Below are 21613 nucleotides of genomic sequence, written 5' to 3'. Positions count from 1 at the left end.
GGCGCCCCGGTCAATCAAGATAGGCGGTGCGCAGCCGGACGATGTCCGCCGCCGACAGCCCCATCTCGTCGCGCAACCAGCCGGTTGCGCCACCGGAATGCGCGTCGAGCACTGCCAGCGCCGCCTCGATATAGCGCCGATCCGCCGTCGCCAGCGCCGCGGTGACGCCGGGCGGCAGATGCGCCCAGGGCGTATCCGCCTGCGCCGGGCTGGCGAGGAGCTTGGCGGCGTCGAGGTAGCGGTTGGTCAGCAGATAATCCTCGACCACCGTCTCGCGCGGTACGCCGAGCGCGGTGAGCAGCAGCGCGGCGGCGATGCCGGTGCGGTCCTTGCCCGCCGAGCAATTGAACGCGAGCGGGGCGTGGCCGGCGAGCAGTTCGGCGAACATCCGGCGATACTGGCCGCGGAACTGGCCGAGCATCTTCGGATAGCTCGCGGTCATCGCCGCTCGTGCCGCCGCCTGCGTCCAGTCCTTCATCGCGCCGGCGGGAATGAAATCGCGCGTATCGAGCAGGTAATCGTCGCTCAGCACCTGCGGCGCGCCGTGCGCCGGCCAATCGACCGGCTCGGCGGCGCGCTCGCGGGTGTCGCGCAGGTCGCAGACGACGCGGATGCCGCGCCGCTGCAATTCGGCATAATCGGCCGCAGTCAGCCCGTGCATCGAACCGGAACGGTACAACAGGCCCCATTTGACGTGCCGCCCATCCACGGTGGCATAGCCGCCGAGATCGCGGAAGTTGCGCCCGCCCTGCAACGGCAGCAGCCGTTCGTGCGCCGCCGCGGTCGCGGTCGCGACCGGCTGCGACCGGGCGACCACGGCGCTGCCCGGCAGCAAGGCGAGCAGCGCCACCGTCGCGGCGGATGGTACGATACGCATCAGAAGGTCACCTGCACCTGGCCACCGAGCGTCCGCGGTTCGTTGTAGAATCCCTGCAGGCCGGTGGTGACGTACAACGCCTTGTAGAAGACATGCTGTTCGTCGAACAGATTGCGCGCCCAGACCGACAGCGTCACCTTCGAGCCGCCCTGCCCCATGGCGATATCGGCGAGCGCCAGCGACGTGTTGACGATGAACGCGGCATCGCCCTTCGGCTGGTAGACGTTGGCCGGGTTGTTCGCGCCGACGTACACGGGGTCGTTGGAATTGGCGTAGAAGCCCGAGTCGTAATTGCCGTCGATATGCGCGCGCAGCGTCACGCCGGTCAGCGGCAGTTCGAAATCGGCGGCGGCGCTCGCCGAATCGCTCGGCGTGTAGGTCTGGTAGATCGGCACGGCGAGCGTGCTGAGGTCGCCCTTGGCGTTGGGATAGGGGTTCACCGCCGGCGGGATGTGGACATAGGTATGCGCGTAGGAGCCGTGGAGCGTCAGCCCGCGCGTCGGCATCACCGTCAGTTCGGCCTCGACGCCGTGGATGCCGCCGGTGCCCGGCGCGTTGAGCGTCGAGATCGTCGTGCGCGTCGTCGCGCCGTTCTTGCCGTCGACATAGGGACGCTGGAAGTCGATCTGAATGTCTTTGTACGTCCCGGCATAGGCCGCGATGTTGAAGCGGGCGTGGCGATCGAAGAATTCGGTCTTGGCGCCGATCTCGAACACCGAGACCGTTTCCGGATTGAACGCGTCATATTCCTGCGAGCGCGAATTGGCGCCGCCCGATTTGTAGCCGGTGCTCCATTTGCCGTAGACGTGGACGTCGCGGGTGGCGTCGACGGCGAGATTGACCATCGGATCGACCCGCGACCAGCGCGCGTCGAGCGGCAGTTCGCGCGATACGCCGCGGCGGTCGACCGGCAGCTTGCCGTTGACCGTCAGCAGCGTGCCCTGCTTGGCGTCGCGGCTCCAGCGCAGGCCGCCGGTCAGGTGGAGGCGGTCGTCGAGCGCCGCCGGCGTCCAGGTCGCCTGGCCGAAGGCGCCGATGCTGCTGGTCTTCACATAGCTGGCGCGGTCGATCCGCTGCGCGGTGTAATCGAGCGGCAGCGCTGCGTAATTCGCCACGTCGGTGCGGAAGTTGGGCGGCAGGATCGTATAAGCGGTGCAGGCCGAGGTGGTGCATTGGTTGGTGTAGAAGGCGCGGGCATTGTCCTCGACATGCTCCTGATAATAAAGCGCGCCGGCGACGAACTGCACCTCCGCCACGTCGCCGATCAGCTGAACCTCCTGGCTGAACTGGTTCTGGCGGAAATCGGCGAGGCTGTAGCGTGAGAACGGCAGCGGGATGGTGTTGCCGCCGAAATCCTTGCTGACGAAGGTGGCGGTCGGCGCCGACAGCGTGCTGGCCGCGGAGCCGTTGTCATATTGCGTCTGCGTCATCGCGCGATAGGCACTGATCGACTTGACGGTGAGCGCCGACGCCGGGTGATAGGCGAGCGTCAGCTGGTTGCCGCGGACCTTGCCGACGCTGGGCTGCTGCGGCACGCCGACATTGGCGTCGCGCGCGCGCTGCGGCTGGACGGTGCCGAGCGGCGCCTGCTTGTACGTGCCTGCCGCAAGCAACTGGAGATAGAGCGGGGTCGAGGCGTCGTAGGAGGTGTCGAACGAATAATCGGCGCTGAAATCCGTGGTCGGCTTCCACAGCAATTCGTAATGCAGGCCGCGCTTGTCATAGGCGTTGAAGCCGTCGGCGCCGGTCAACGGATTGCGCACCAGCGGGCCGCGATGGCTGACGACCGCATCGATCTTGACCGCGAGATCCTGGATCGCGGGCAGATCGAGATGCACCTCGCCCTTATAGGCGCCGTAATTGCCGATGCCGGCGATCGTGTTGAGGTGGAATTCGCCGCTCGGCCGCTTGGTGACGATGTTGACCGCGCCGCCTTCGGTGTTGCGGCCGAACAACGTGCCCTGCGGCCCCTTCAGCACCTCGATATTCTCGATGTCGAACAGCGCGGTGCCGAGTCCCTGCGCGCGGCCCAGATAGACGCCGTCGATATAGACGCCGACGCCCTGGTCGCGCGCCGGCTGGTTGCTGTCGCTGAGCACGCCGACGCCGCGGATGTTGACGATCAGCGCCGAGTTGCGCGAGTAGAACGGCGCCACCTTCAGAGACGGGATCGATCCGTCGCCGAGGTCGGCGAGCGACACGACATGCCGGTTGGCGAGATCGTCGCCGCTCAGCACGCTGATCGAGATCGGCGTCTTCTGCGCATTCTGCGGCCGCTTCTCGGCGGTGACGACGATATCGGCAAGCTGGTCCGGCGTCGCCTCGGGCGTCCTGTCGGCGGCGACGACGCTCTTGGGATCCTCGGCGGCGACGACGCTCTTGGGATCGTCGGCGGCGAACGCGGGCGTCGCGATCAGCGTCGAGCAGACGGCGGTCGCGGCGAGCAGCCGTGCCGCAATGGCGGTGTTGGTGAATGACATGACAAAGCCCCCCGTTTCGTGACGAAACATGGGCGCGCGGTGCGATGAGTTCGTTTCGGACTTATGACATATCGGCCACATTTATGTTGCGGTGTGAAATATCCGCTCCCTGCGTCGTGGGGATATCCGGGGTGCTCCGCACCGCCGAACGTCGGTCCCCGTCTGGTACATGACGATCAGGCACCCCCCACAAAGCTACCAGGAACCAACTGGATTGATGTAGGTTTGTATGTCCAGAACGGTCGAACACGGCGGCTGCTCGCGAGCCTTCCCTACTCGCCCCGATCGGTTCGGCCGATCCGATGCCTGCCCGCATCGGATCGCTGACGGCTGCATGCCTGCCGTGCCGGATCGGGCGCCTTTATTTTGGAGATCGAGATGAACACGCACGAATGGCATGGCGGCGCCCGCTACGTCGGCGGCAAGGTCGAGAAGGCCGTCGGCGATGCGGTCGACAGCCGCGACTGGCAGGTCGACGGCGTCGTCGATCAGGTCGCTGGTGGCGCGGAGAACCTGTACGGCCGCGCCCAGTCGGTCGCCGAGGATGCGATCGATGCCGCGCCGCATCTCGCCGACAAGGGCCGCGAGGCGGTCGCCGATGCCGCCGACCGTGCCGCCGAGGCGGCTCGCCACGGCAAGCAGGTCGTCGCGCGCAGCCTCGACGAACGCCCGGTGTTGTGGGCGGCAGCGGCCGCCGCGGCGGGCGGCTATGCGCTCGCCTGGCTGATCCACGGCCAGCGCGACTGATCGCCGGCGCGCGTCGATGTCCACGTCGCTCAAGAGCCTGCGCGAGACCAATGACCTGCGGCATTTGCGGCAGATCATTTCCGGTCTCGACGAGGGGGTGATCCTGATCGATCCCGACCAGAGCCTGCTCTGGGCGAACGATGCCGCGCTGGCGATGCACGGCGTCGAGCGGCTCGATCAGCTCGGCGCGACCGTCGACGATTATCGCGCGCGCTTCCAGTTGCGCTATCGCAACAACCATCGGCTCGAAGCGGACGATTACCCGATCGAGCGGGTGGCGGCGGGCGATTCCTTCTCCGAAGTGGTGGTCGAGGTGACCGTCGCCGGCGAGGAGGAGCCGCGCTGGGTGCATCAGGTGCGCAGCCTGGTGCTCAACGACGCCGACGAGGACGTGCCGACCTGCGTCGTGCTGATCATCCAGGACGTCACCGCGCGCTTCGAGGCCGAGGACCGGTTCGAACAGTCGTTCAACGCCAATCCGGCCCCGGCGGTGATCTGCCGCCTCGCCGACCTGCGCTTCGTCAAGGTCAACCAGGGTTTCCTCGACATGACCGCGCAGAGCCGCGAACAGATGCTGGGCAAGACCGTCTACGACATCGACGTGCTGCACGGCGCCACCCAGCGCGACCTCGCCAAGCAGCGGCTGGCCGAGGGACGGACGATCCCGCAGATGGAGGCCGATCTGGTGCTGCCCGGCGGCGGCACCAAATTGGTGATCGTCGCGGGCCAGCCGATCGAGCTGGACGAACAGCCGTGCATGCTGTTCACCTTCGCCGACCTCGAACCGCGGCGGCAGGCGGAATCGGCGCTGCGCCACAGCGAGGAGCGGTTCACCCGCACCTTCCAGCTGGCGCCGGTGCCGATGGCGATCGGCGCGCGCGACGGCCACGTCCTGTGCGAGGTAAATGCCAGCTTCACCGCGCTGACCGGCTATGCCGCCGACGCGATCGTCGGCCGCTCGCTCGCCGACCTCGGCCTGTGGGCGGACGATACGGTGCGCGGCGAGGTCGAGGCGGTGATCGAGGACGGCAGCGACCTGCGCAACCACGAGGCGCGCATCGCGGTGCGCGACGGCGGCGCGATCGACTGCGTCGTCTCGACCGAATCGATCACCATCGGCAACGCCACCTGCCTGCTGTGGGCGTTCCAGGACATCACCCGCCGCAAGGCGACCGAGCTCGAACTGGTCGAGGCGATCGAGGCGGTGATGAAGGATACGAGCTGGTTCAGCCGCTCGATCATGGACAAGCTCGCGCGGTTGCGCGCGCCGCAGCCGGACACCGACGGCCCCGGGCTCGATGCGCTCACCGCGCGCGAGCGCGAGGTGCTGGCGCTGATCTGCCGCGGGCTCGACGACAAGAGCATCGCGCGGGCGCTCGACGTTTCGGGCAACACCGTGCGCAACCATGTCGCGCGCATCTACGCCAAGATCGGCGTCAACCGCCGGACCGCGGCGGCGGCCTGGGCGCGCGCGCGCGGGTTCGACGACGGCGCGGTCGTCCTGCGCTCGGTCGAGCGCAGCACCGCGCAGCGAGGGGCCGCATGACCGGAAAGATACCTGCCGACCGGAAGACGCGCGCGGCCAAGGGCGCCGCGCGGGAAACGATCGGCAAGTTGCTCGGCGACGATGCCGAGGTGCGCAAGGGGCGCGCAGAACGCGACGCGGACGCGACCGGCCCGGCCGATCGTACGCCCGCCGACCGATAACGACAGACGACAACAGGAGTGAATATGGTGACGATGACGACGACCGGCGTGACGCCGGCAGAAGAGAACGCGATCCTGCGTGGGCCGAAGCGGCTGTCCTGGGGCGCGATCTTCGCCGGCGTGGTGATCGCGGTGGCGATCCAGCTGGTGCTCGGCATCCTCGGTACCGGCATCGGGCTGACGATGGTCGATCCGGTCGAGGGCACGACGCCCGGCGCCGCCGGCTTCGGCATCGGCGCCGGCATCTATTGGCTGATCACGACGATCGTAGCACTCGGCGCGGGCGGCTATGCCGCGGCGCGCGTCGGCGGCGCGACTGATCGCTTCGACGCGCTGGTCCACGGCCTGGTCGTCTGGGGCGTGACGCTGATCCTGACGCTGTACCTGCTGACCTCGGCGGTCGGCGGGATCATCGGCGGCGCGTTCCGCACCGTCGGTGCGGTCGCCGGCGCCGCGGGTTCGAGCGTCGGTGCGGTCGCACCGCGCGCCGCGGAGGTTGCCGGTGTCGATCAGGGCGACGTGCGCCAGGAGGCCGCCGCCTATCTGTCCGCCGCGCCGTCCGACCCCGCGCAGATGACGCCGGAACAGGCGCAGAAGGAAATCGCCAAGCAGCTTCCCGCGCTGGCACGCGGCGGCAACGAGGGCGCGCAGGCGGAAAGCCGCGTGGTCGATATCGTCGCCGCGCAGCGCAAGATCAGCCGTCCCGAGGCGCAGGCCCAGGTGACGCGCGCCAAGGCCGATTTCGTCAAGACGAAGGACAAGGCCGTCGCGACCGCCAAGTCGGCGACCGACGCCGCCGCCGGTGCGGCTGCCGGTACCTCATTCATCATCGTGCTCGCGCTGCTGGTCGGCGCCGGTGCGGCCGGGTTCGGCGCGACGGCGGCGACGCGCCGCCGCCTGCGCTGAGTGTCGGCGGCAGGTCGGCGTATTTCGACCTGCCGCTCCCCCCTCGCGGGCAGATGCGCCTCCGTCGCCGTCCGATCGGACGACCGGCGGGGGCGTCACTTGCTTATCGAGCGGTTCGCGCCCATCTAGGGTGTCCGTATAGTCGCATATCGACGTGACGCGCCGGTGTTCGACCGCGCCGTTCGCCCTTCCCTGCCTCTCTTCTTTCCGCTGACGAGGTGCCCGATGTCCAGCGACGCCACATTCTTCCGCAAGCAGGCCGATCAGGAGCGCAACAACGCGTCCGAGGCCAATCTGGACAACGTCCGCGACCGGTGCGAGCGCGCCGCACGGTCGTGGGAAGCGATGGCCGCCCGCGCCGAGCGGACCGAGGCGATGCGCGACCAGCGCGCCGCCGCCACCCGCGCCGCCAGCACGCTCGCCGCATCCGAGGATGCCGACACCGATCCGGTGCATAGCGAGGCGTGATTCATACCCGCGTCACGCCGCTGCGGGGGGCAGCGGCGGCGCACGACACCTTGACCCGCGGCGCGACCTTCCTCGCCGCGCTCGCCGAGCGTCCGGTGATCACCGACGGCTGGCCGCAGGGCGCACATGCGCGTACCCGTGCCCGCTTCGTCGCCAATTGCCTGCGCGAGCTCGACCGCTTCCTGCACGGCCTGCTCGATGAACTCGGCGCGTCGGCGGGCCATGTCGTGCGCGAGGAGCAGCGCAACACCGCCAACAAGCTGCGCGATTATGGCGTCCACCCGCTCACCCTCGGCGCCGATCGCGCACGCTTGCTCGCGCTCGGCCGGTCCAGCGCCTGCCTGATCCATTGCAACGGCGTGGTGCGCCGGCCCGACGTCGCCGGCGGCAGCGTGATGACCGCCGGCTGGCGCGCGACCGCGGGCGACGAACTGCGCCGCTATGCTTTGGGCACACGGCTCGCGCCGGGCCGTACCGAGATCATCGACGTCTGCCGCTTCTACGACCGGCTCGGGCATCGGCTGATGCTCGCCCCGCCGGTGATGCCGCCGCGCCGTCAGCCCGCGCCGAGGAAGCCGCGCATCGCCGCCGCCGCGTCGTTCCAGGCGACGCCGTGCGTCGCGCACCAGGCGTCGTCGTAATAGGTGCAGGCGTAGCGGTCGCCGCCGTCGCATAGCAGCGTCACGATACTGCCCTGCTCGCCCGCCGCCGCCATCTCGGTGACGAGTTGCGCGCAGGCGTGGAGGTTGGTGCCGGTCGAGCCGCCGACCGAGCGGCCGAGCACGTCCGACAGCGCGCGCATCGCGCCGACGCTGGCGGCGTCCTCGACCGCGATCATCCGGTCGATCACCGAGGGGATGAAGCTCGGTTCGAGCCGCGGCCGGCCGATCCCCTCGACGCGCGACGCGCAGCCATCGGGCAGCGCGGTGACGCGCGGGTCGGCGAAATGGCGGTGGAATACCGAATGTTCGGGGTCCGCGACGCACAATCGCGTCGCATGCCGCTGGTAGCGGATGAAGCGGCCGATCGTGGCCGAGGTGCCGCCGGTGCCGGCGCCGCACACCACCCAGCGCGGTACCGGATGCTCCTCCTGCGCCATTTGCGCGAAGATGCTCTCGGCGATATTGTTGTTGCCGCGCCAGTCGGTCGCCCGCTCGGCGTACGTGAACTGGTCCATATAATGGCCGCCGGTTTCCGCCGCGAGCCGCTGCGCGGCGGCATAGACGGTGCGCGGATCGTCGACCGCATGAATCTCGCCGCCGTAGAAGCGGATCGCATCGAGCTTGGGCGCCGCGGTCTGCGCGGGTACCACCGCGATGAAGCGCAACCCGAGCATCCGCGCGAAATAGGCCTCCGACACCGCGGTCGACCCCGACGACGCCTCGATCACCGTGGTGCGCGGCCCGATCCACGCGTTGCACAGAGCGTAGAGGAACAGCGAGCGCGCCAGCCGGTGCTTGAGGCTGCCGGTCGGGTGCGAGCTTTCGTCCTTGAGATACAGCGTGATGCCGGGAAAGCGCGGCAATTCGAGGCGGATCAGATGCGTGTCCGCCGAGCGGTTGTAATCCGCCTCGATCCGCCGCACCGCCTCGGTCAGCCAGCGACGTTCGGTGTCGGTTGCGTGAGTCATGGCGGCGGCCTCTACACGGATGGGGCGGAAACGGACAGGGTGGTGCGCAACTCGACGGCGCGCGTGATCGTGGAGCTCCCGCCCTGTCCTCCCCCTCCGTCACGCCTTCGGGGCGCCACCTCCCCCTGGCGGGCAGGGCGATCGCATATGGCCATTGGGGTGTTGCAACGGCTTTCCCATCCCCGTCATGCCGGACTTGATCCGGCATCCCGCTTCTTCGCGCCGTCCAAAGAAGCGGGACCCCGGCGCAAGGCCGGGGTGACGAAGTGGATTTGGAGGGCGTACGACTTACCGGGAGGGCCATATGCGATCGCCCTGCCCTGGCGGGGGAGGACTTCCTTATTCCTCCCCCGCCAGGGGGAGGTGGCAGAGCGTCAGCGCTGACGGAGGGGGAGGATGGGGCGGGAGCCATGAGGCAGACAAAACCGCACCCCATCTTTACCCGCCTCCACCATTTCTATCGTCGCGCCAACACCGCCCACCCCCTACATCCCCGCGATGATCAGGACTTCAACGCAGTGACCCGCCCTCCCTTCGGCGTGCAGGTGTTCATCGGCATGGCGATCGGGCTCGCGCTCGGCTTCGTCGCGCGCAGCTATGCGCTCGCCGGGCTCGCCGACGGGCTGAAGATCGTCGGCGACATCTTCGTGCAATTGCTCAAGGCGCTGGTCGTGCCGCTCGTCTTCACCGCGATCGTCGCGTCGATCGCCGCGCTGCGCGACCTCAACAACGCCGCGCGGCTGGTCACCGGCACCTTCCTCTGGTTCGGACTGTCGGCACTGATCGCGGTGTCGATCGGGCTGACGCTCGGCACATTGCTGCAGCCCGGCGCGCATGCCGGGGTCAGCGCCGCCGCTGCGGTGCGGCCCGAGACTGCGGGGTCGTGGCTCGACTTCCTGCGCGGGCTGGTGCCGGCCAATATCCTCGGCCTCGAAGCCTCGACCAGGCTCGCCGACGGCGGCGCGAAGACCGGACTGTCGTTCAACGTGCTCCAGCTGATCGTCGTCGCGATCGCGATCGGCGTCGCCGCGGTGCGGACGGGTGAGGCCGGCGCGCCGTTCCTCGCCTTCAACGCCTCGGCATTGGCGATCTTCCGCCGCATCCTGCGCTGGGTAGTGCGGCTGACCCCGATCGGCACCGGTGCGCTGCTCGGCAGCGCGATCGTCCGCTACGGCTGGCAGTCGCTGTCGGCGCTCGGCACCTTCGCGATCGCCATCTATATCGGCCTCGGCCTCGTGCTGTTCGTCGTCTATCCGCTGCTGCTGCTCGCCAACGGCATGAGCCCGAAGCGTTTCTTCGCCACCGCCTGGCCGGCGATCCAATTGGGCTTCGTCTCGCGCTCGTCGATCGCGACCTTGCCCGTCACCGAACAGGTGGTCGAGCGGCTCGGCGTGTCGCGCAGCTATGCCGCCTTCGCGGTGCCGTTCGCGGCGACGACCAAGATGGACGGCTGCGCCGCCGTCTATCCCGCGGTCGCGGCTTTGTTCGTCGCGCAATATTACAATATCCCGCTGCACGGCACGGATTATCTGCTGATCGTGCTCGTCTCGGTGCTCGGCTCGGCGGCGACCGCGGGGCTGACCGGCGCGCTGGTGATGCTGACGCTGACGCTGTCGACGCTCGGCCTCCCGCTGGAAGGCGCGGGGCTGCTGCTCGCGATCGACCCGATCCTCGACATGGGCCGCACCGCGGTCAACGTCGCGGGGCAGGCGCTGATCCCGGCGATCGTCGCCAAGCGGCAGGGGCTGCTGGCCGAGTCGAACGCGGGCGAATTGGTCCCGGCCTGAACGATATAGGTGCGACTCCGGGGCAAAGCCTTGCACCGACGCCGGAAACGCGCGCGCCTGTCCTACCGGCCGCGCATCCGGTAAGCCGTCGTCGGACGGCGCGGCTCTTTTTCATTGGTGCAGGAATCGAAACGATAGACCCGGATCGTTTCCGTTAAGGTGTCCAACTTGTCCATGTTGCCCGGTGATGGCGTCCGGGGATCAGGCCGTGGCGAGCGGTGCGAACCGCGCGACCTGCCGGCCGACGATCCCGAGCTGTTCGACCACCGCGGGGTCGCTCGCGCCGCCGTCGGCGTCGAACTTGGTGATCTGCGTGTTGATCGCCGCGGCGAAGGGCGTCGGCCAGCCGCGCAGCGCGTGGACGATCGAGCGCAGCGCCGCGATCGTCGAGCCCGTCGCCTGCCAGCCGTAAGCCGTCGCGATCAGCCCGACCGGCATGTCGGCGAGATAGGGGCGCGGATCCTTCGCCGTCTCCTCGAGCAGGTCGAGCGCGTTCTTGACCACGCCCGAGATGCTGCCGTGATAGCCGGGGCTGGCGATGATCACCGCCGACGCCTGCCGCACCGCGTCGACGAACGCCTCCTCGTCGGCGGTGCGGCTGGTCGCGCGCGGGTCGTAGAGCGGCAGGCGCGCCATGTCGGCGCCGCCGAACATGCGGGTGCGGAAGCCCTCGCGCTCCGCCGCGTCGAGCGCGATGCGGAGCGCGCGCTCGGTCGACGACACGCCGCCGATGGTGCCGCCGATGCCGACGACGAGGGGGGGAGAAGCGGGATCGACTGCCATGACGCCTGCGATAGCGCGGCTCGACGGACGGCGCCAGCCAAGGTAAACTTCGCTAACCGCACGCATAGCCGTGCGCCCTTGCCTCAGCTGTTTTAGGATTGTAATACACCTCATGGCTGACCGCTGGGACGAGCCGATGCGTCACGAACCCGTCGATACCAATCGCCGCAATTCCATCGGCCAGCGCTACGAGCTGGACGACGAGACACCGCGCGACCACCGCCTGGGCGGCCGCTTCGACGACTTCCTCGACCGCGACGATCCGTCCGGCGGCGACCTGCCGCCGTCGCCGCGCAGCCCGCGCAACATCGGCCGCTGGATCGTGCGCGGCATCGGCGTGGGGATCGTCCTGCTGGTGATCGCGATCGGCTGGCTCGCGGTCACCGCGCCGCTGAGCCGCTCGCTCAAGCCGCCGACGCCGCCGTCGATCACGCTGACCGCGGACGACGGCACGCCGATCGCGCGGCGCGGCGCGATCATCGGCGCGCCGGTCGACGCCGCCAAGCTGCCCGCGCACGTCACCGACGCGTTCCTGGCGATCGAGGACCGCCGCTTCCGCTCGCATTGGGGAATCGACCCGCGCGGCATCCTGCGCGCCTTCGTCCACAATGTCGGCTCGGGCGGGGTGCGCGAGGGCGGCAGCACGATCACGCAGCAGCTCGCCAAGAACGCCTTCCTCGATTCGGACCGCACCGCCGCCCGCAAGATCCGCGAGGTGATGATCTCCTTCTGGCTCGAGGCATGGCTGAGCAAGGACGAGATCCTGTCGCGCTATCTGTCGAACGTCTATTTCGGCGACAACGTCTATGGCCTGCGCGCCGCGTCGAAACATTATTTCGGCCGCGAGCCCGAGAAGATGAACGTCGGCCAGGCGGCGATGCTCGCCGGCCTGGTCAAGGCGCCGTCGCGGCTCGCGCCGACCAGCAATCTGGAAGGCGCGCGCAAGCGCGAGATGCTGGTGGTGCGGGCGATGGCGGAAGCGGGCTTCATCACCAAGGCCGAGGCCGCCGAGGTCGAGCCGCAGCGCGTGCTGGCCAGCCGCCCGACGCAATTGCCGAGCGGCACCTATTTCGCCGACTGGGTGCTGCCCGACGCGCGCGACCAGGCGGGCGAGATCAAGACCGAGGCGACGGTGAAGACGACGCTCGATCGCCGGCTGCAGAATACCGCCGAGCGCGTCGTGCGGCAGGCGGGGCTGCGGCAGGCGCAGGTGGCGATGGTCGCGATGCGCCGCGACGGCCGCGTCGTCGCGATGGTCGGCGGCAAGGATTACGCCAAGAGCCCGTTCAACCGCGCGACGCAGGCACGCCGCCAGCCCGGCTCGACGTTCAAATTGTTCGTCTATCTCGCCGCGATGCGCGCCGGCATGACGCCCGACACGATGGCCGACGACAGCCGGATCGAGATCGCCGGCTGGAAGCCGAAGAACGACGACAACCGCTATCTCGGGCCGATCACGCTGCGCCGCGCCTTCGCCCGGTCGAGCAACGTCGTCGCGGCGCGGCTGACGCAGGAGGTCGGCGTGCGCAACGTCATCAAGGCGGCGCGTGATCTCGGCATCTCGACGCCGATCCCCAACGAGGCGACGATCGGGCTCGGCACCGCGGAGGTCTCGCTGCTCGAACTGACCGCGGCCTATGCGGCGGTCGCCAACGGCAAATATCCGGTCCACCCGCGCGGGCTGGAGGACAGCGGCGCGAGCAAGAGCTGGTATCAGTCGCTGACCGGCGGGCCGAGCACGATGCCCGACGGCATCCGCGAGCATATGCTCGACCTGCTCGGCGCGTCGCTGCGCGGCACCGGTCGCGCCGCGGTGCTGACGCTGCCGGCTTATGGCAAGACGGGGACGTCGCAGAACAGCCGCGACGCCTGGTTCATCGGCTTCGCCGGCGATCTGGTGGTCGGCGTGTGGGTCGGCAACGACGACAGCTCGCCCAATGCCGGGCTGCACGGCGGCGGCATCCCAGCGCAATTGTGGCGCCAGTTCATGGTCTCCGCACTCAACATCGCGCCGGTCGTCGCGCCGGTAGTGATCGAGGAGAATGCGATGGACCCCGAGGCGGTCGTCGGCCCCGATGAGGCATTGGACGAATCGATGGGCGACATCGCCGCGCCCGAGGGGACGATCGACGGCTTCGGCATGCAGATGAAGATGGGCCGCGACGGCAGCATCAGCATCACGCCGGGCCGCGACCGCGCGCCGGTCCCGCCGGACGCGCCGCCACCGCGCGACCGGCGTGGTGGCGACGGGGGGGATGAGGAATAGGCCGGATCGGTATCCGGCTGCCGCGGGACGCGTAGCGACGAGGGATGTGTTCGCGCGAAGACGCGAAGGCGCGAAGGTGTTGCGCTCGCCGCGGTTGCGGCCCTTTCCATCAGGCGATTGCGATGACAGGACGACGCCGCCCCACGCGGTACACCTTCGCGCCTTCGCGTGATCCCGCTCTTCTTCTTGCGATGTCTGCGAGCGCTGGAGCGATTAAGGGTTGAGCAGAGCAACGCCTGACGACATTCGCGACTCCTGGGCTACCGCCTGCGCGGGAGCACTGGGGTTGAGTGAAGGGTCGTCGCCATGCGGAATATCGAGCCGGGATGCGGGCCAGTCGCCTAGGCGTTTATCTTCGCCCAATGCTCTCCCGGCTTCCGCCGTCACCCCGGCCTCGTTCCGGGGTCTACTCTGCGGCGAGGAGAAACGCTTGAGATGATGCCGTTCGCCTGCGGCCCGGAACGAGTCCGGGGTGACGGATACGTGGGGAAGCGGCGCGCATGCGGGCTGGCATCGTGCTCCGCCTCGGCTAGACGGTCGCACCATGGCGCAGCGACGCACCCCTTCCCGGCCGCGCGGGCGGCGTAAGGCGCATGATCTTGCGTCGGAGCGGTGGTTGCTGCTGCTCGGCGTCGTCGCGGTAGTGATCGTGGTGGCGGGGTCGATCGGGCCGTGGCGGTTCGCGCTGCCGCCGGCGCCGCAGGTCGCGAGGCCGCTGACGATGGAAGAGGCGCGCGCGTCGAACGCGGCGGTGCCGATCGAGACGAAACGGCGGCTGCGCGCCCTGCCCTATCGCTTCCAGGGCGGGCCGGCGGCGCGCGAGCAGGCGGCGGAATGCCTCGCCACCGCCGCGCTCTACGAAGCGGGCGACGACCGCCGCGGACAGCAGGCGGTGATCCAGGTGATCCTCAACCGGGTGCGCGCGCCGGGCTTTCCCAAGACGATCTGCGGCGTCGTCTATCAGGGATCGGACCGGACGACGGGCTGCCAATTCTCGTTCACCTGCGACGGTTCGTTCGTCCGGCGGCCGGTGCACCTCGGCTGGGGCGCGGCACGGCGCGCGGCGCGGCGGGCGCTCGGCGGCTATGTCTTCGCCACGGTCGGGCGGGCGACGCATTACCATACCGACTGGATGGTGCCCTATTGGCGCGATACGTTGGTCAAGGTCGGGCGGGTGCGCTCGCACCTGTTCTACGTGCGGCATTAGAGGCGAGCGTTTCGCGCGCCGATCTGGCAAGACCGCCCCCCGCAGCAAGGAAGCAGACGATGGCAAAACGATTCTGGGCGCAGATCATCGAGTTGGACGAAGAGGTCGAGGCGGCGAGCATCCCCGGCGTGACCGATCACGAAAGCGCCGCCGATGCGCTGGTCACCGACTTCGTCGGCGCGATGGGCGGCGAGATCACCAGCGGCGCGGTGCGCGTGTGGATCGAGGGCGGCGCGGCGAAGGTGTACGACTGGAGCGCGGAATTCGACATGCCCGAGGATGCCGATCTCGACAGCGACGAGGATATCGAGGTCGAGGGCGAGATCGTGCTGACCGAGCGGATGGGGTGATCGCGGGGTAGGGCTTCCAGGCTCTCCCGTCACCCGGACGTGATCGGGACGTCCGCGAACCCACCCGTGCTCCTGCGTTCGCAGGAGCACGGGTGGGTTCCTCCGAAGTGTCAGTCAGGGCGGTGGCCATTCGCCCGCCAAGCGCGGTTGACGGTGCCGGCCCCGCGCCGCAAGGTTTTCGGCATGCGCTTCTTTTCAGACAATGCCGCACCGGTGCATCCCAAGGTGATGGCCGCCCTCGCCGAGGCGAACACGCTCGACACCGCTTATGACGGCGATGCGCGGTCGCAGGCGCTCGACGGACGGTTGTCCGATCTGTTCGGCACCGATGTCGCGGCCCTGTGGGTGCCGACCGGGACCGCGGCGAACTGCCTCGCGCTCGCCGCCTTGTGCCCGCCGCATGGCGCGGTGGTGTGTCATCGCGACGCGCATATCCAGAACGACGAGGGCGGCGCGCCGGAATTCTACACCCATGGCGCCAAACTCTATCTCGCCGACGGCGAGGGCGCGAAGCTGACCCCCGGCACGATCGCCGCGGTGATCGACGCGATCGCCAACGACGTGCATCGCGTCCAGCCGCATGCGATCTCGATCACCAACGCCACCGAGTATGGCCGCGTCTATACGCCCGACGAGGTCGCCGCGATCGGCGCGCTGGCGCGGACGCGCGGGCTGGGACTGCATATGGACGGCGCGCGCTTCGCCAATGCGGTGGCGACGCTGGGGTGCTCGCCCGCCGCGGTGACGTGGCAGGCGGGGGTCGACGCGCTGAGCTTCGGCTTCGTCAAGAACGGGGCGATGAGCGCCGAACTGCTCGTCTTCTTCAAGCCGGCGCTTGCCGGGGCGACGCTGTACCGGCGCAAGCGGGCGGGGCTGCTGTTCTCCAAGGGCCGCTATCTCGCCGCGCAGGTGCTGGCGATGCTGGAGGACGACCTGTGGCTCGACAATGCCCGCGCCGCCAATGCGCGCGCGGCGGCGCTGGCGGCGGCGGCGGGGGCGCGGCTGGTCCACCCGGTCGAGGCGAACGAGGTGTTCCTGCAGGCGACGCCCGACGAGGCGGCGGCGCTGCGCGCGCAGGGGTTCGACTTCTACGATTGGGCGGCGGGCGAGATCCGGCTGGTGACGGCGTGGGACAGCCCGGCCGATCAGGTCGCGCTGCTCGCGGCGGCGATCGGGGAGCTGTGAGCGAGGCCGCCGCGCCCCGGTCGACGCGGGCGGCGATCCTCGTCCCCTTCGCCTTGGTGACGCTGATCTGGGGATCGACCTGGCTGGTGATCCGCGACCAATTGGGCGTGGTGCCGCCGAGCTGGTCGGTGACCTACCGCTTCCTCGTCGCGGGCATCGCGATGACGATCGTCGCCAGGGCGAAGGGCGAACGGTTCGCGCTCGATGGGCGCGGCTGGGCGTTCGCCGCGGCGGTCGGCGTGCTGCAATTCTGCCTCAACTTCAACTTCGTCTATCGCGCCGAGCATCACATCACCTCCGGCCTCGTCGCGGTGGTGTTCGCGATCCTGCTGGTGCCCAACGCGCTGTTGGCGCGCATCCTGCTCGGGCAAAGGATGGGCGGGCAGCTGATCGCGGGATCGGCGGTGGCGATGGCGGGGATCGCGCTGCTGTTCCTGCACGAGGCGCGCAGCGGCCCGGCGGGGACCGCGGCGACGCTGGCCGGGATCGGTTTCACCGGGGTGGCGATCCTCGCCGCGTCGATGGCGAACGTGCTGCAGGCGACGCCGACCGCCAAACGCTATCCGATGATGGCGACGCTGGCGGTATCGATGCTGATCGGCGCGGGCGTCGACGGGATGGTCGCCTGGTGGCTGACCGGGCCGCCGGTGGTCGAGATGCGCGGCGCCTATTGGGCGGGGATCCTCTATCTCGGCCTGTTCGGCTCGGCGGTCGCCTTTCCGCTCTATTACAAGGTGCTGCGCGTGATCGGGCCGGCCAAGGCGGCCTATTCGAGCGTCATCGTGCCGGTGATCGCGATGCTGCTGTCGACATTGTTCGAAGGCTATCGTTGGTCGCCGCTCGCCGCGGCGGGAGCGGCGCTGACCGGGGTCGGGCTGGTCATCGCGTTGAGGGCGCGCAGGCCGAACCGGTAATCGCGATAGACGGGGCGCCAGCCGAGGATGCGCTTCGCCTTGCCGTTGGCGACGCGGCGGTTCTCGGCATAGAAGCCGCGCGCCATCGGGCTCAGCGTCTCCAGCGCGACCAGCGGCGGCGGCGGCAGGCGGAGCAGGCGCGCGGCGAAGGCGACGACCGCGTCCTGCGAACAGGGGCGGTCGTCGGCGAGATTATAGGCGCCGGCGGGGGCGTCGCGCGCGGCGAGGACGCCCGCCACGATATCGTCGACATGGACGCGGCTGAACACCTGATCGGGCAGGCCGATGCGATGCGCCCGGCCCGCGGCGACGCGGTCGAGCGGCGAGCGGCCGGGACCGTAGATGCCGGGCAGGCGGAAGACGCGCGCGCCGTGCGCCAGCCACGCGGCATCGGCGGCGGCGCGCGCCGAACGGCGGCCGGAACCGGTGGGCGCGCTCTCGTCGACCCACGCGCCCGCGGCATCGCCATAGACGCCGGTCGAGGAGAGATAGAAGAGCCGGCCGCCGCCGAGCGCATCGCCGTAGCGGGCGAGCACCGGATCCTCCTCCCCCTCCGGCGGGACGGAGGAGAGGATGTGCGTCGCCGCGGCGATCGCCGGGCGCACCGCGGCCTCGTCGGCGAAGCGCAGGCTGCCGTCGCGGCCGTCGCGCGTGGTGCCGAGCGTCGCGCCGGGCCAGGCGGCGGCGATGCGGGTGGCGGTATAACCGAGGCCGAAGATCAGGAGCATAGCGCATCCTACCCGTCAGGCGGAGCTTGTCGACGGCCCAGCGCGAGGATGCGCCGTGGTCCTGTGCGGAGGAAGGACTGGCAGCGGACGCGTGCGTTCTTATAAAGGGTGGATGCTCGACGCCCTCAACGCCATCGCCCAGCCCGATCACGCCGCGACCGGGGCGATCAGCCGCCACGATTACCGCCCGCCCGCCTGGCTGGTGCCGGAGACGCGGCTGGTGTTCGACCTCGATCCCGCCGCGACGCGGGTGACCGCGACGCTGTCGGTGACGCGCAACGATGCGAGCGGCGACCCGCTGCGGCTCGATGGCGCCGGCCAGCGCCCGCTCGCGGTGCGCATCGACGGCGTCGCCACCGAGGATTGGCGGATCGAGGGCGAGCAGCTCGTCGTCCCGCTGCCCGGCGACGCGCACACGGTCGAGACCGAGGTGGAGATCGCGCCGGAGCGCAACACGCAGCTGATGGGCCTTTATGCCAGCGGCGGCATCCTGTGCACGCAATGCGAGGCGGAGGGCTTCCGCCGCATCACCTATTTCCCCGACCGGCCCGACGTGCTGAGCCGCTATGCGGTGCGGATGATCGCCGATGCGGCGCGCTATCCGGTGCTGCTCGCCAACGGCGATCCGATCGCGCAGGGCACGCTCGACGACGGCCGGCATTGGGCGGAATGGAACGACCCCTTCCCCAAGCCCTCCTATCTGTTCGCGCTGGTCGCCGGCGATCTCGCGGTCAATCGCGGCCAGTTCACCACGCAATCGGGCCGCACCGTCGACCTCGGCATCTGGGTACGCGCCGGCGACGTCGAGAAGACGCGGCACGCGCTCCACGCGCTCGAGCTGGCGATGGCGTGGGACGAGCGCGTCTACGGCCGCGAATACGACCTCGACGTGTTCAACATCGTCGCGGTCGACGATTTCAATTTCGGCGCGATGGAGAACAAGGGGCTGAACATCTTCAACAGCCGCTACATCCTCGCCGATCCCGATACCGCCACCGATTACGATTACGACGCGATCGCCGCGGTGGTGGCGCACGAATATTTCCACAATTGGTCGGGCAATCGCATCACCTGCCGCGACTGGTTCCAGCTCAGCCTCAAGGAAGGCTTCACCGTCTATCGCGACCAGGGCTTTTCGGCGGACCAGGGCTCGGCGGCGGTCAAGCGGATCGAGGACGTGCGCGGCCTGCGCGCCGCGCAATTCCCGGAGGATGCCGGCCCGCTCGCGCATCCGGTGCGCCCGGAAAGCTATATCGAGATCGGCAATTTCTACACCGCGACGATCTACAACAAGGGCGCCGAGCTGATCCGGATGATGGCGACGATCCTGGGGCCGCAGGCGTTCCGCGCCGCCACCGACCTCTATTTCACCCGCTTCGACGGCACCGCCGCGACCTGCGAGGATTTCGTCGCCTGTATGGAAGAGGCGAGCGGCCGCGACCTGACGCAATTCCGCTTGTGGTACAGCCAGGCGGGCACGCCGCGCGTCGCCGCCAGCCTGGCGCATCAGGCGGGTGACGGCCGCGCGACGTTGCGCCTCGCGCAGCACGTGCCGGCGACGCCGGGCCAGCCCGACAAGCAGCCGATGGTGCTGCCGCTGCGCATCCGCGTGTTCGGCGCGGAGACCGGCCGCGCGCTAGGCGACGAGCAATTGGTGCTGCTCGACGATGCGGCGAGCACGATCGTGTTCGACGGCATCACCGAACGGCCGGTGCTGTCGGTCAACCGCGGCTTTTCCGCGCCGGTGATCATCGAGAGCGACCGGTCGGCCGCCGATCTCGCCTTCCTCAGCGCGCACGACGACGATCCCTTCGCGCGCTACGAGGCGATGCAGCAATTGATGCTCGACACGTTGGTGGCGACGACGATCGAGGGGCGGCCCGACAATGACGCGGTGATCACCGCGGTCGCCAACACGCTCGACGACCGCACGCTCGATCCGGCGTTCGTTGCCGAGGCGGTGCTGCTGCCGTCGGAGGGGTTCATCGGCGACCAGCTCGCGATGGTCGATCCCGAAGCGATCTTCCGCGCGCGCGAGGGGCTGCGCCGGGCGCTCGGGCTGCGCCTCGCCGACCGTTGGCGCGACGCCTACGAGCGCGCGCCCAGCGGCCCCTATGTCTACAGTCCGGCGGCGAAGGGCCATCGCCGGCTGCGCAGCGTCGCGCTCGGCTATATCGCGGCGAGCGGTGCGGACGATGCCGCGACGATCGCCTTCCGCCAGTTCGAGCGCGCCGACAACATGACCGACCGGCAGGGTGCGCTCGGCACGCTCGCCAACGGCTATTCGGACGAGCGCGAGGCGGCGCTCGACATCTTCTACCATCGCTATGCCGGCAACGGGCTGGTGATCGACAAATGGTTCCAGACGCAGGCGCTGTCGTCGCGCGACGACACCGGGCGGCTGGTCGCCGACCTCGCGCGGCATCCCGATTTCACGCTCGCCAACCCCAATCGCGCGCGCGCGCTGGTCGGTGCGTTCGGGGCGAACCAGCGCGCGTTCAACGCGGCGGACGGCTCGGGCTATCGCTTCCTCGCCGACCAGTTGATCGCGCTCGACAAGCTCAACCCGCAGACCGCGGCGAAGCTGCTGCCGCCGCTCGCGCGCTGGCGCCGCTTCGATGCGGATCGCGCGGCGCTGATGCGCGGCGAGCTGGAGCGGATCGTCGCTACGCCGGGGCTGTCGAAGGACGTGTTCGAACAGGCGTCGAAAAGCCTGGGGTAGAGGGATCGCTCCAACACCCTGTTATGCCAAATGCGTTTCAGCTGAAGGTAGAGCGCATCACCTACGCAGAAACGGCAAAACCTCTGCACAACACCCGGTGTACTCCGGCGGAGGCCGGGGCCCAATCGGGAAGGCCGTTGTAAGTCATTACGACGCTTCGCCCAACTGGGCCCCGGCCTTCGCCGGGGTACCCGCTTGCTACGTGACGGACGATCTTACGCCGCGCCGGCCTCGGCCCGCGCGTTGAGCTTGCTCGTTGCCAGTTGCGTCAGTTTCTCGTCGGTCGCTTTCTCTTCGTCGAGCGTCTGCTGGTACAGCGCCGCGCTTTCGGTGTGGCCGAGCTGCTTGGCCCAGGTGACCAAGGTGCCGTAGCGGCTGATCTCGTAATGCTCGACCGCCTGCGCCGCCGCGGTCAGTGCAGCGTCGAGCACCGCCTTGTCGCTCACCTCGCCGGCGACCTCGTTGGCCTCCTTGATGATGCCGTCGATCGCCGGGCAGGTCGCCCCCTTGGGCTGGCGGCCCTCGATCTCGAAGACGCGGCGCAGGCGCTCGATCTGCCCCTCGGTCTCGCGCAGATGCTGTTCGAAGCCTTGGCGCAATTGCACGTCGGTCGCCTTTTCGATCATCTTGGGCAGTGCCTTGGTGATCTGCTGCTCGGCGTAATAAATGTCCTCTAGCTGGTGGACGTAGAGATCCTCGAAGGTCGCAATGTCCTTGCTGAACAGGCCCATGGTCGTTCTCCGTCATGCTGGTGTCGTCGGGGGGTGCAACGAGCCGGACGGCGGCGCGGTTGCGTCGGCAGGCACTGATCCGAATCAATCCGCTTGCGGCTGCGATCGCGATTGCCGGCGCTTCG

Annotated in this window: 19 protein-coding genes; 13 read left to right on the top strand and 6 right to left on the bottom strand. The window is 69.3% G+C overall.

All coding sequences use genetic code 11. The features are described from left to right. Window positions 1–10: 10 nt before the first annotated feature. Window positions 11–877 carry a tyrosine-protein phosphatase gene (locus ACLBWH_RS05430; protein ID WP_447797309.1) on the bottom strand — a complete coding sequence of 289 codons (867 nt, stop codon included), beginning with the start codon at window positions 875–877 and terminating at the stop codon, window positions 11–13. Next, the gene (locus ACLBWH_RS05425; RefSeq protein ID WP_322848183.1) at window positions 877–3357 is read right to left on the bottom strand and encodes a TonB-dependent receptor; all 2481 of its coding nucleotides are present in this window, start codon (window positions 3355–3357) and stop codon (window positions 877–879) included. The genes ACLBWH_RS05430 and ACLBWH_RS05425 overlap by 1 nt, the downstream gene beginning before the upstream one ends. Before the next feature lie 378 nt (window positions 3358–3735). Here ACLBWH_RS05425 and ACLBWH_RS05420 point away from each other — a divergent pair, with 378 nt between their 5' ends. From ACLBWH_RS05420 to ACLBWH_RS05395, 6 genes are all read left to right on the top strand, one after another. Continuing rightward, a complete protein-coding gene (locus tag ACLBWH_RS05420) occupies window positions 3736–4104 on the top strand; it encodes a CsbD family protein (protein WP_447797306.1) in 369 nt (122 codons plus the stop codon). A 16-nt stretch (window positions 4105–4120) separates the two neighbouring features. Continuing rightward, window positions 4121–5650 (top strand): PAS domain S-box protein, encoded by a 1530-nt coding sequence (locus tag ACLBWH_RS05415; protein ID WP_447797305.1) that lies wholly within the window; start codon window positions 4121–4123, stop codon window positions 5648–5650. Next, window positions 5647–5811 (top strand): hypothetical protein, encoded by a 165-nt coding sequence (locus tag ACLBWH_RS05410; protein WP_322848186.1) that lies wholly within the window; start codon window positions 5647–5649, stop codon window positions 5809–5811. The genes ACLBWH_RS05415 and ACLBWH_RS05410 overlap by 4 nt, the downstream gene beginning before the upstream one ends. A gap of 24 nt (window positions 5812–5835) precedes the next feature. Further along, window positions 5836–6717, top strand: coding sequence for a hypothetical protein (locus ACLBWH_RS05405; RefSeq protein ID WP_322848187.1), 882 nt, complete (start codon window positions 5836–5838; stop codon window positions 6715–6717). Window positions 6718–6942: 225 nt separating this feature from the next. Beyond that, entirely contained in the window at window positions 6943–7185 is a 243-nt protein-coding gene (locus ACLBWH_RS05400) for a hypothetical protein (RefSeq protein ID WP_322848188.1), read from the top strand. Continuing rightward, complete coding sequence (locus ACLBWH_RS05395; RefSeq protein WP_447797302.1) at window positions 7182–7826, top strand: hypothetical protein; 645 nt, start codon at window positions 7182–7184, stop codon at window positions 7824–7826. The genes ACLBWH_RS05400 and ACLBWH_RS05395 overlap by 4 nt, the downstream gene beginning before the upstream one ends. Here ACLBWH_RS05395 and ACLBWH_RS05390 read toward each other — a convergent pair. Next, window positions 7742–8815, bottom strand: coding sequence for a PLP-dependent cysteine synthase family protein (locus tag ACLBWH_RS05390; protein WP_447797299.1), 1074 nt, complete (start codon window positions 8813–8815; stop codon window positions 7742–7744). The two genes, ACLBWH_RS05395 and ACLBWH_RS05390, sit on opposite strands and share 85 nt — an antisense overlap. Window positions 8816–9333: 518 nt before the next feature. Here ACLBWH_RS05390 and ACLBWH_RS05385 point away from each other — a divergent pair. Next, window positions 9334–10602, top strand: a complete 1269-nt coding sequence (locus ACLBWH_RS05385) for a dicarboxylate/amino acid:cation symporter (RefSeq protein ID WP_447797297.1) — start codon at window positions 9334–9336, stop codon at window positions 10600–10602. Between the two features lie 201 nt (window positions 10603–10803). Here the strand turns inward: ACLBWH_RS05385 and ACLBWH_RS05380 are convergent, their stop codons facing one another. Then, the gene (locus ACLBWH_RS05380; RefSeq protein ID WP_322848192.1) at window positions 10804–11385 is read right to left on the bottom strand and encodes an NADPH-dependent FMN reductase; all 582 of its coding nucleotides are present in this window, start codon (window positions 11383–11385) and stop codon (window positions 10804–10806) included. A gap of 112 nt (window positions 11386–11497) precedes the next feature. Between ACLBWH_RS05380 and ACLBWH_RS05375 the strand changes: the two genes are divergently transcribed. The 5 genes from ACLBWH_RS05375 to ACLBWH_RS05355 all read left to right on the top strand — a co-directional run bounded on the left by ACLBWH_RS05375 (window position 11498) and on the right by ACLBWH_RS05355 (window position 17307). Further along, window positions 11498–13651: a transglycosylase domain-containing protein gene (locus ACLBWH_RS05375; protein ID WP_447797295.1), complete on the top strand. Its 2154-nt coding sequence runs from the start codon at window positions 11498–11500 to the stop codon at window positions 13649–13651. Between the two features lie 616 nt (window positions 13652–14267). Further along, window positions 14268–14858, top strand: coding sequence for a cell wall hydrolase (locus ACLBWH_RS05370; protein ID WP_447797293.1), 591 nt, complete (start codon window positions 14268–14270; stop codon window positions 14856–14858). Between the two features lie 59 nt (window positions 14859–14917). Next, window positions 14918–15208 carry a hypothetical protein gene (locus ACLBWH_RS05365; protein WP_447797291.1) on the top strand — a complete coding sequence of 97 codons (291 nt, stop codon included), beginning with the start codon at window positions 14918–14920 and terminating at the stop codon, window positions 15206–15208. A gap of 183 nt (window positions 15209–15391) precedes the next feature. Continuing rightward, window positions 15392–16393: a threonine aldolase family protein gene (locus tag ACLBWH_RS05360; RefSeq protein ID WP_447797289.1), complete on the top strand. Its 1002-nt coding sequence runs from the start codon at window positions 15392–15394 to the stop codon at window positions 16391–16393. Continuing rightward, window positions 16390–17307 carry a DMT family transporter gene (locus ACLBWH_RS05355; RefSeq protein WP_322848197.1) on the top strand — a complete coding sequence of 306 codons (918 nt, stop codon included), beginning with the start codon at window positions 16390–16392 and terminating at the stop codon, window positions 17305–17307. Before ACLBWH_RS05360 ends, ACLBWH_RS05355 begins: the two co-directional genes overlap by 4 nt. On the opposite strand, the gene ACLBWH_RS05350 is transcribed toward ACLBWH_RS05355, so the two are convergent. Next, on the bottom strand, window positions 17217–18035 hold the full coding sequence (locus ACLBWH_RS05350; RefSeq protein WP_322848198.1) for an NAD(P)-dependent oxidoreductase: 819 nt from the start codon (window positions 18033–18035) through the stop codon (window positions 17217–17219). The genes ACLBWH_RS05355 and ACLBWH_RS05350 overlap by 91 nt on opposite strands. A 112-nt stretch (window positions 18036–18147) precedes the next feature. Between ACLBWH_RS05350 and pepN the strand changes: the two genes are divergently transcribed. Next, window positions 18148–20757, top strand: coding sequence for an aminopeptidase N (gene pepN / locus ACLBWH_RS05345; protein WP_447797287.1), 2610 nt, complete (start codon window positions 18148–18150; stop codon window positions 20755–20757). A 215-nt stretch (window positions 20758–20972) separates the two neighbouring features. Here pepN and ACLBWH_RS05340 read toward each other — a convergent pair whose 3' ends face one another. Next, entirely contained in the window at window positions 20973–21488 is a 516-nt protein-coding gene (locus ACLBWH_RS05340; RefSeq protein ID WP_447797286.1) for a YciE/YciF ferroxidase family protein, read from the bottom strand. Window positions 21489–21613: the final 125 nt, after the last annotated feature.

The sequence above is a fragment of the Sphingomonas sp. M6A6_1c genome, from assembly GCF_053345135.1.
The sequence above is the reverse complement of the archived record's forward strand: the minus strand, read 5'-3'. Positions and strand labels throughout refer to the sequence as shown.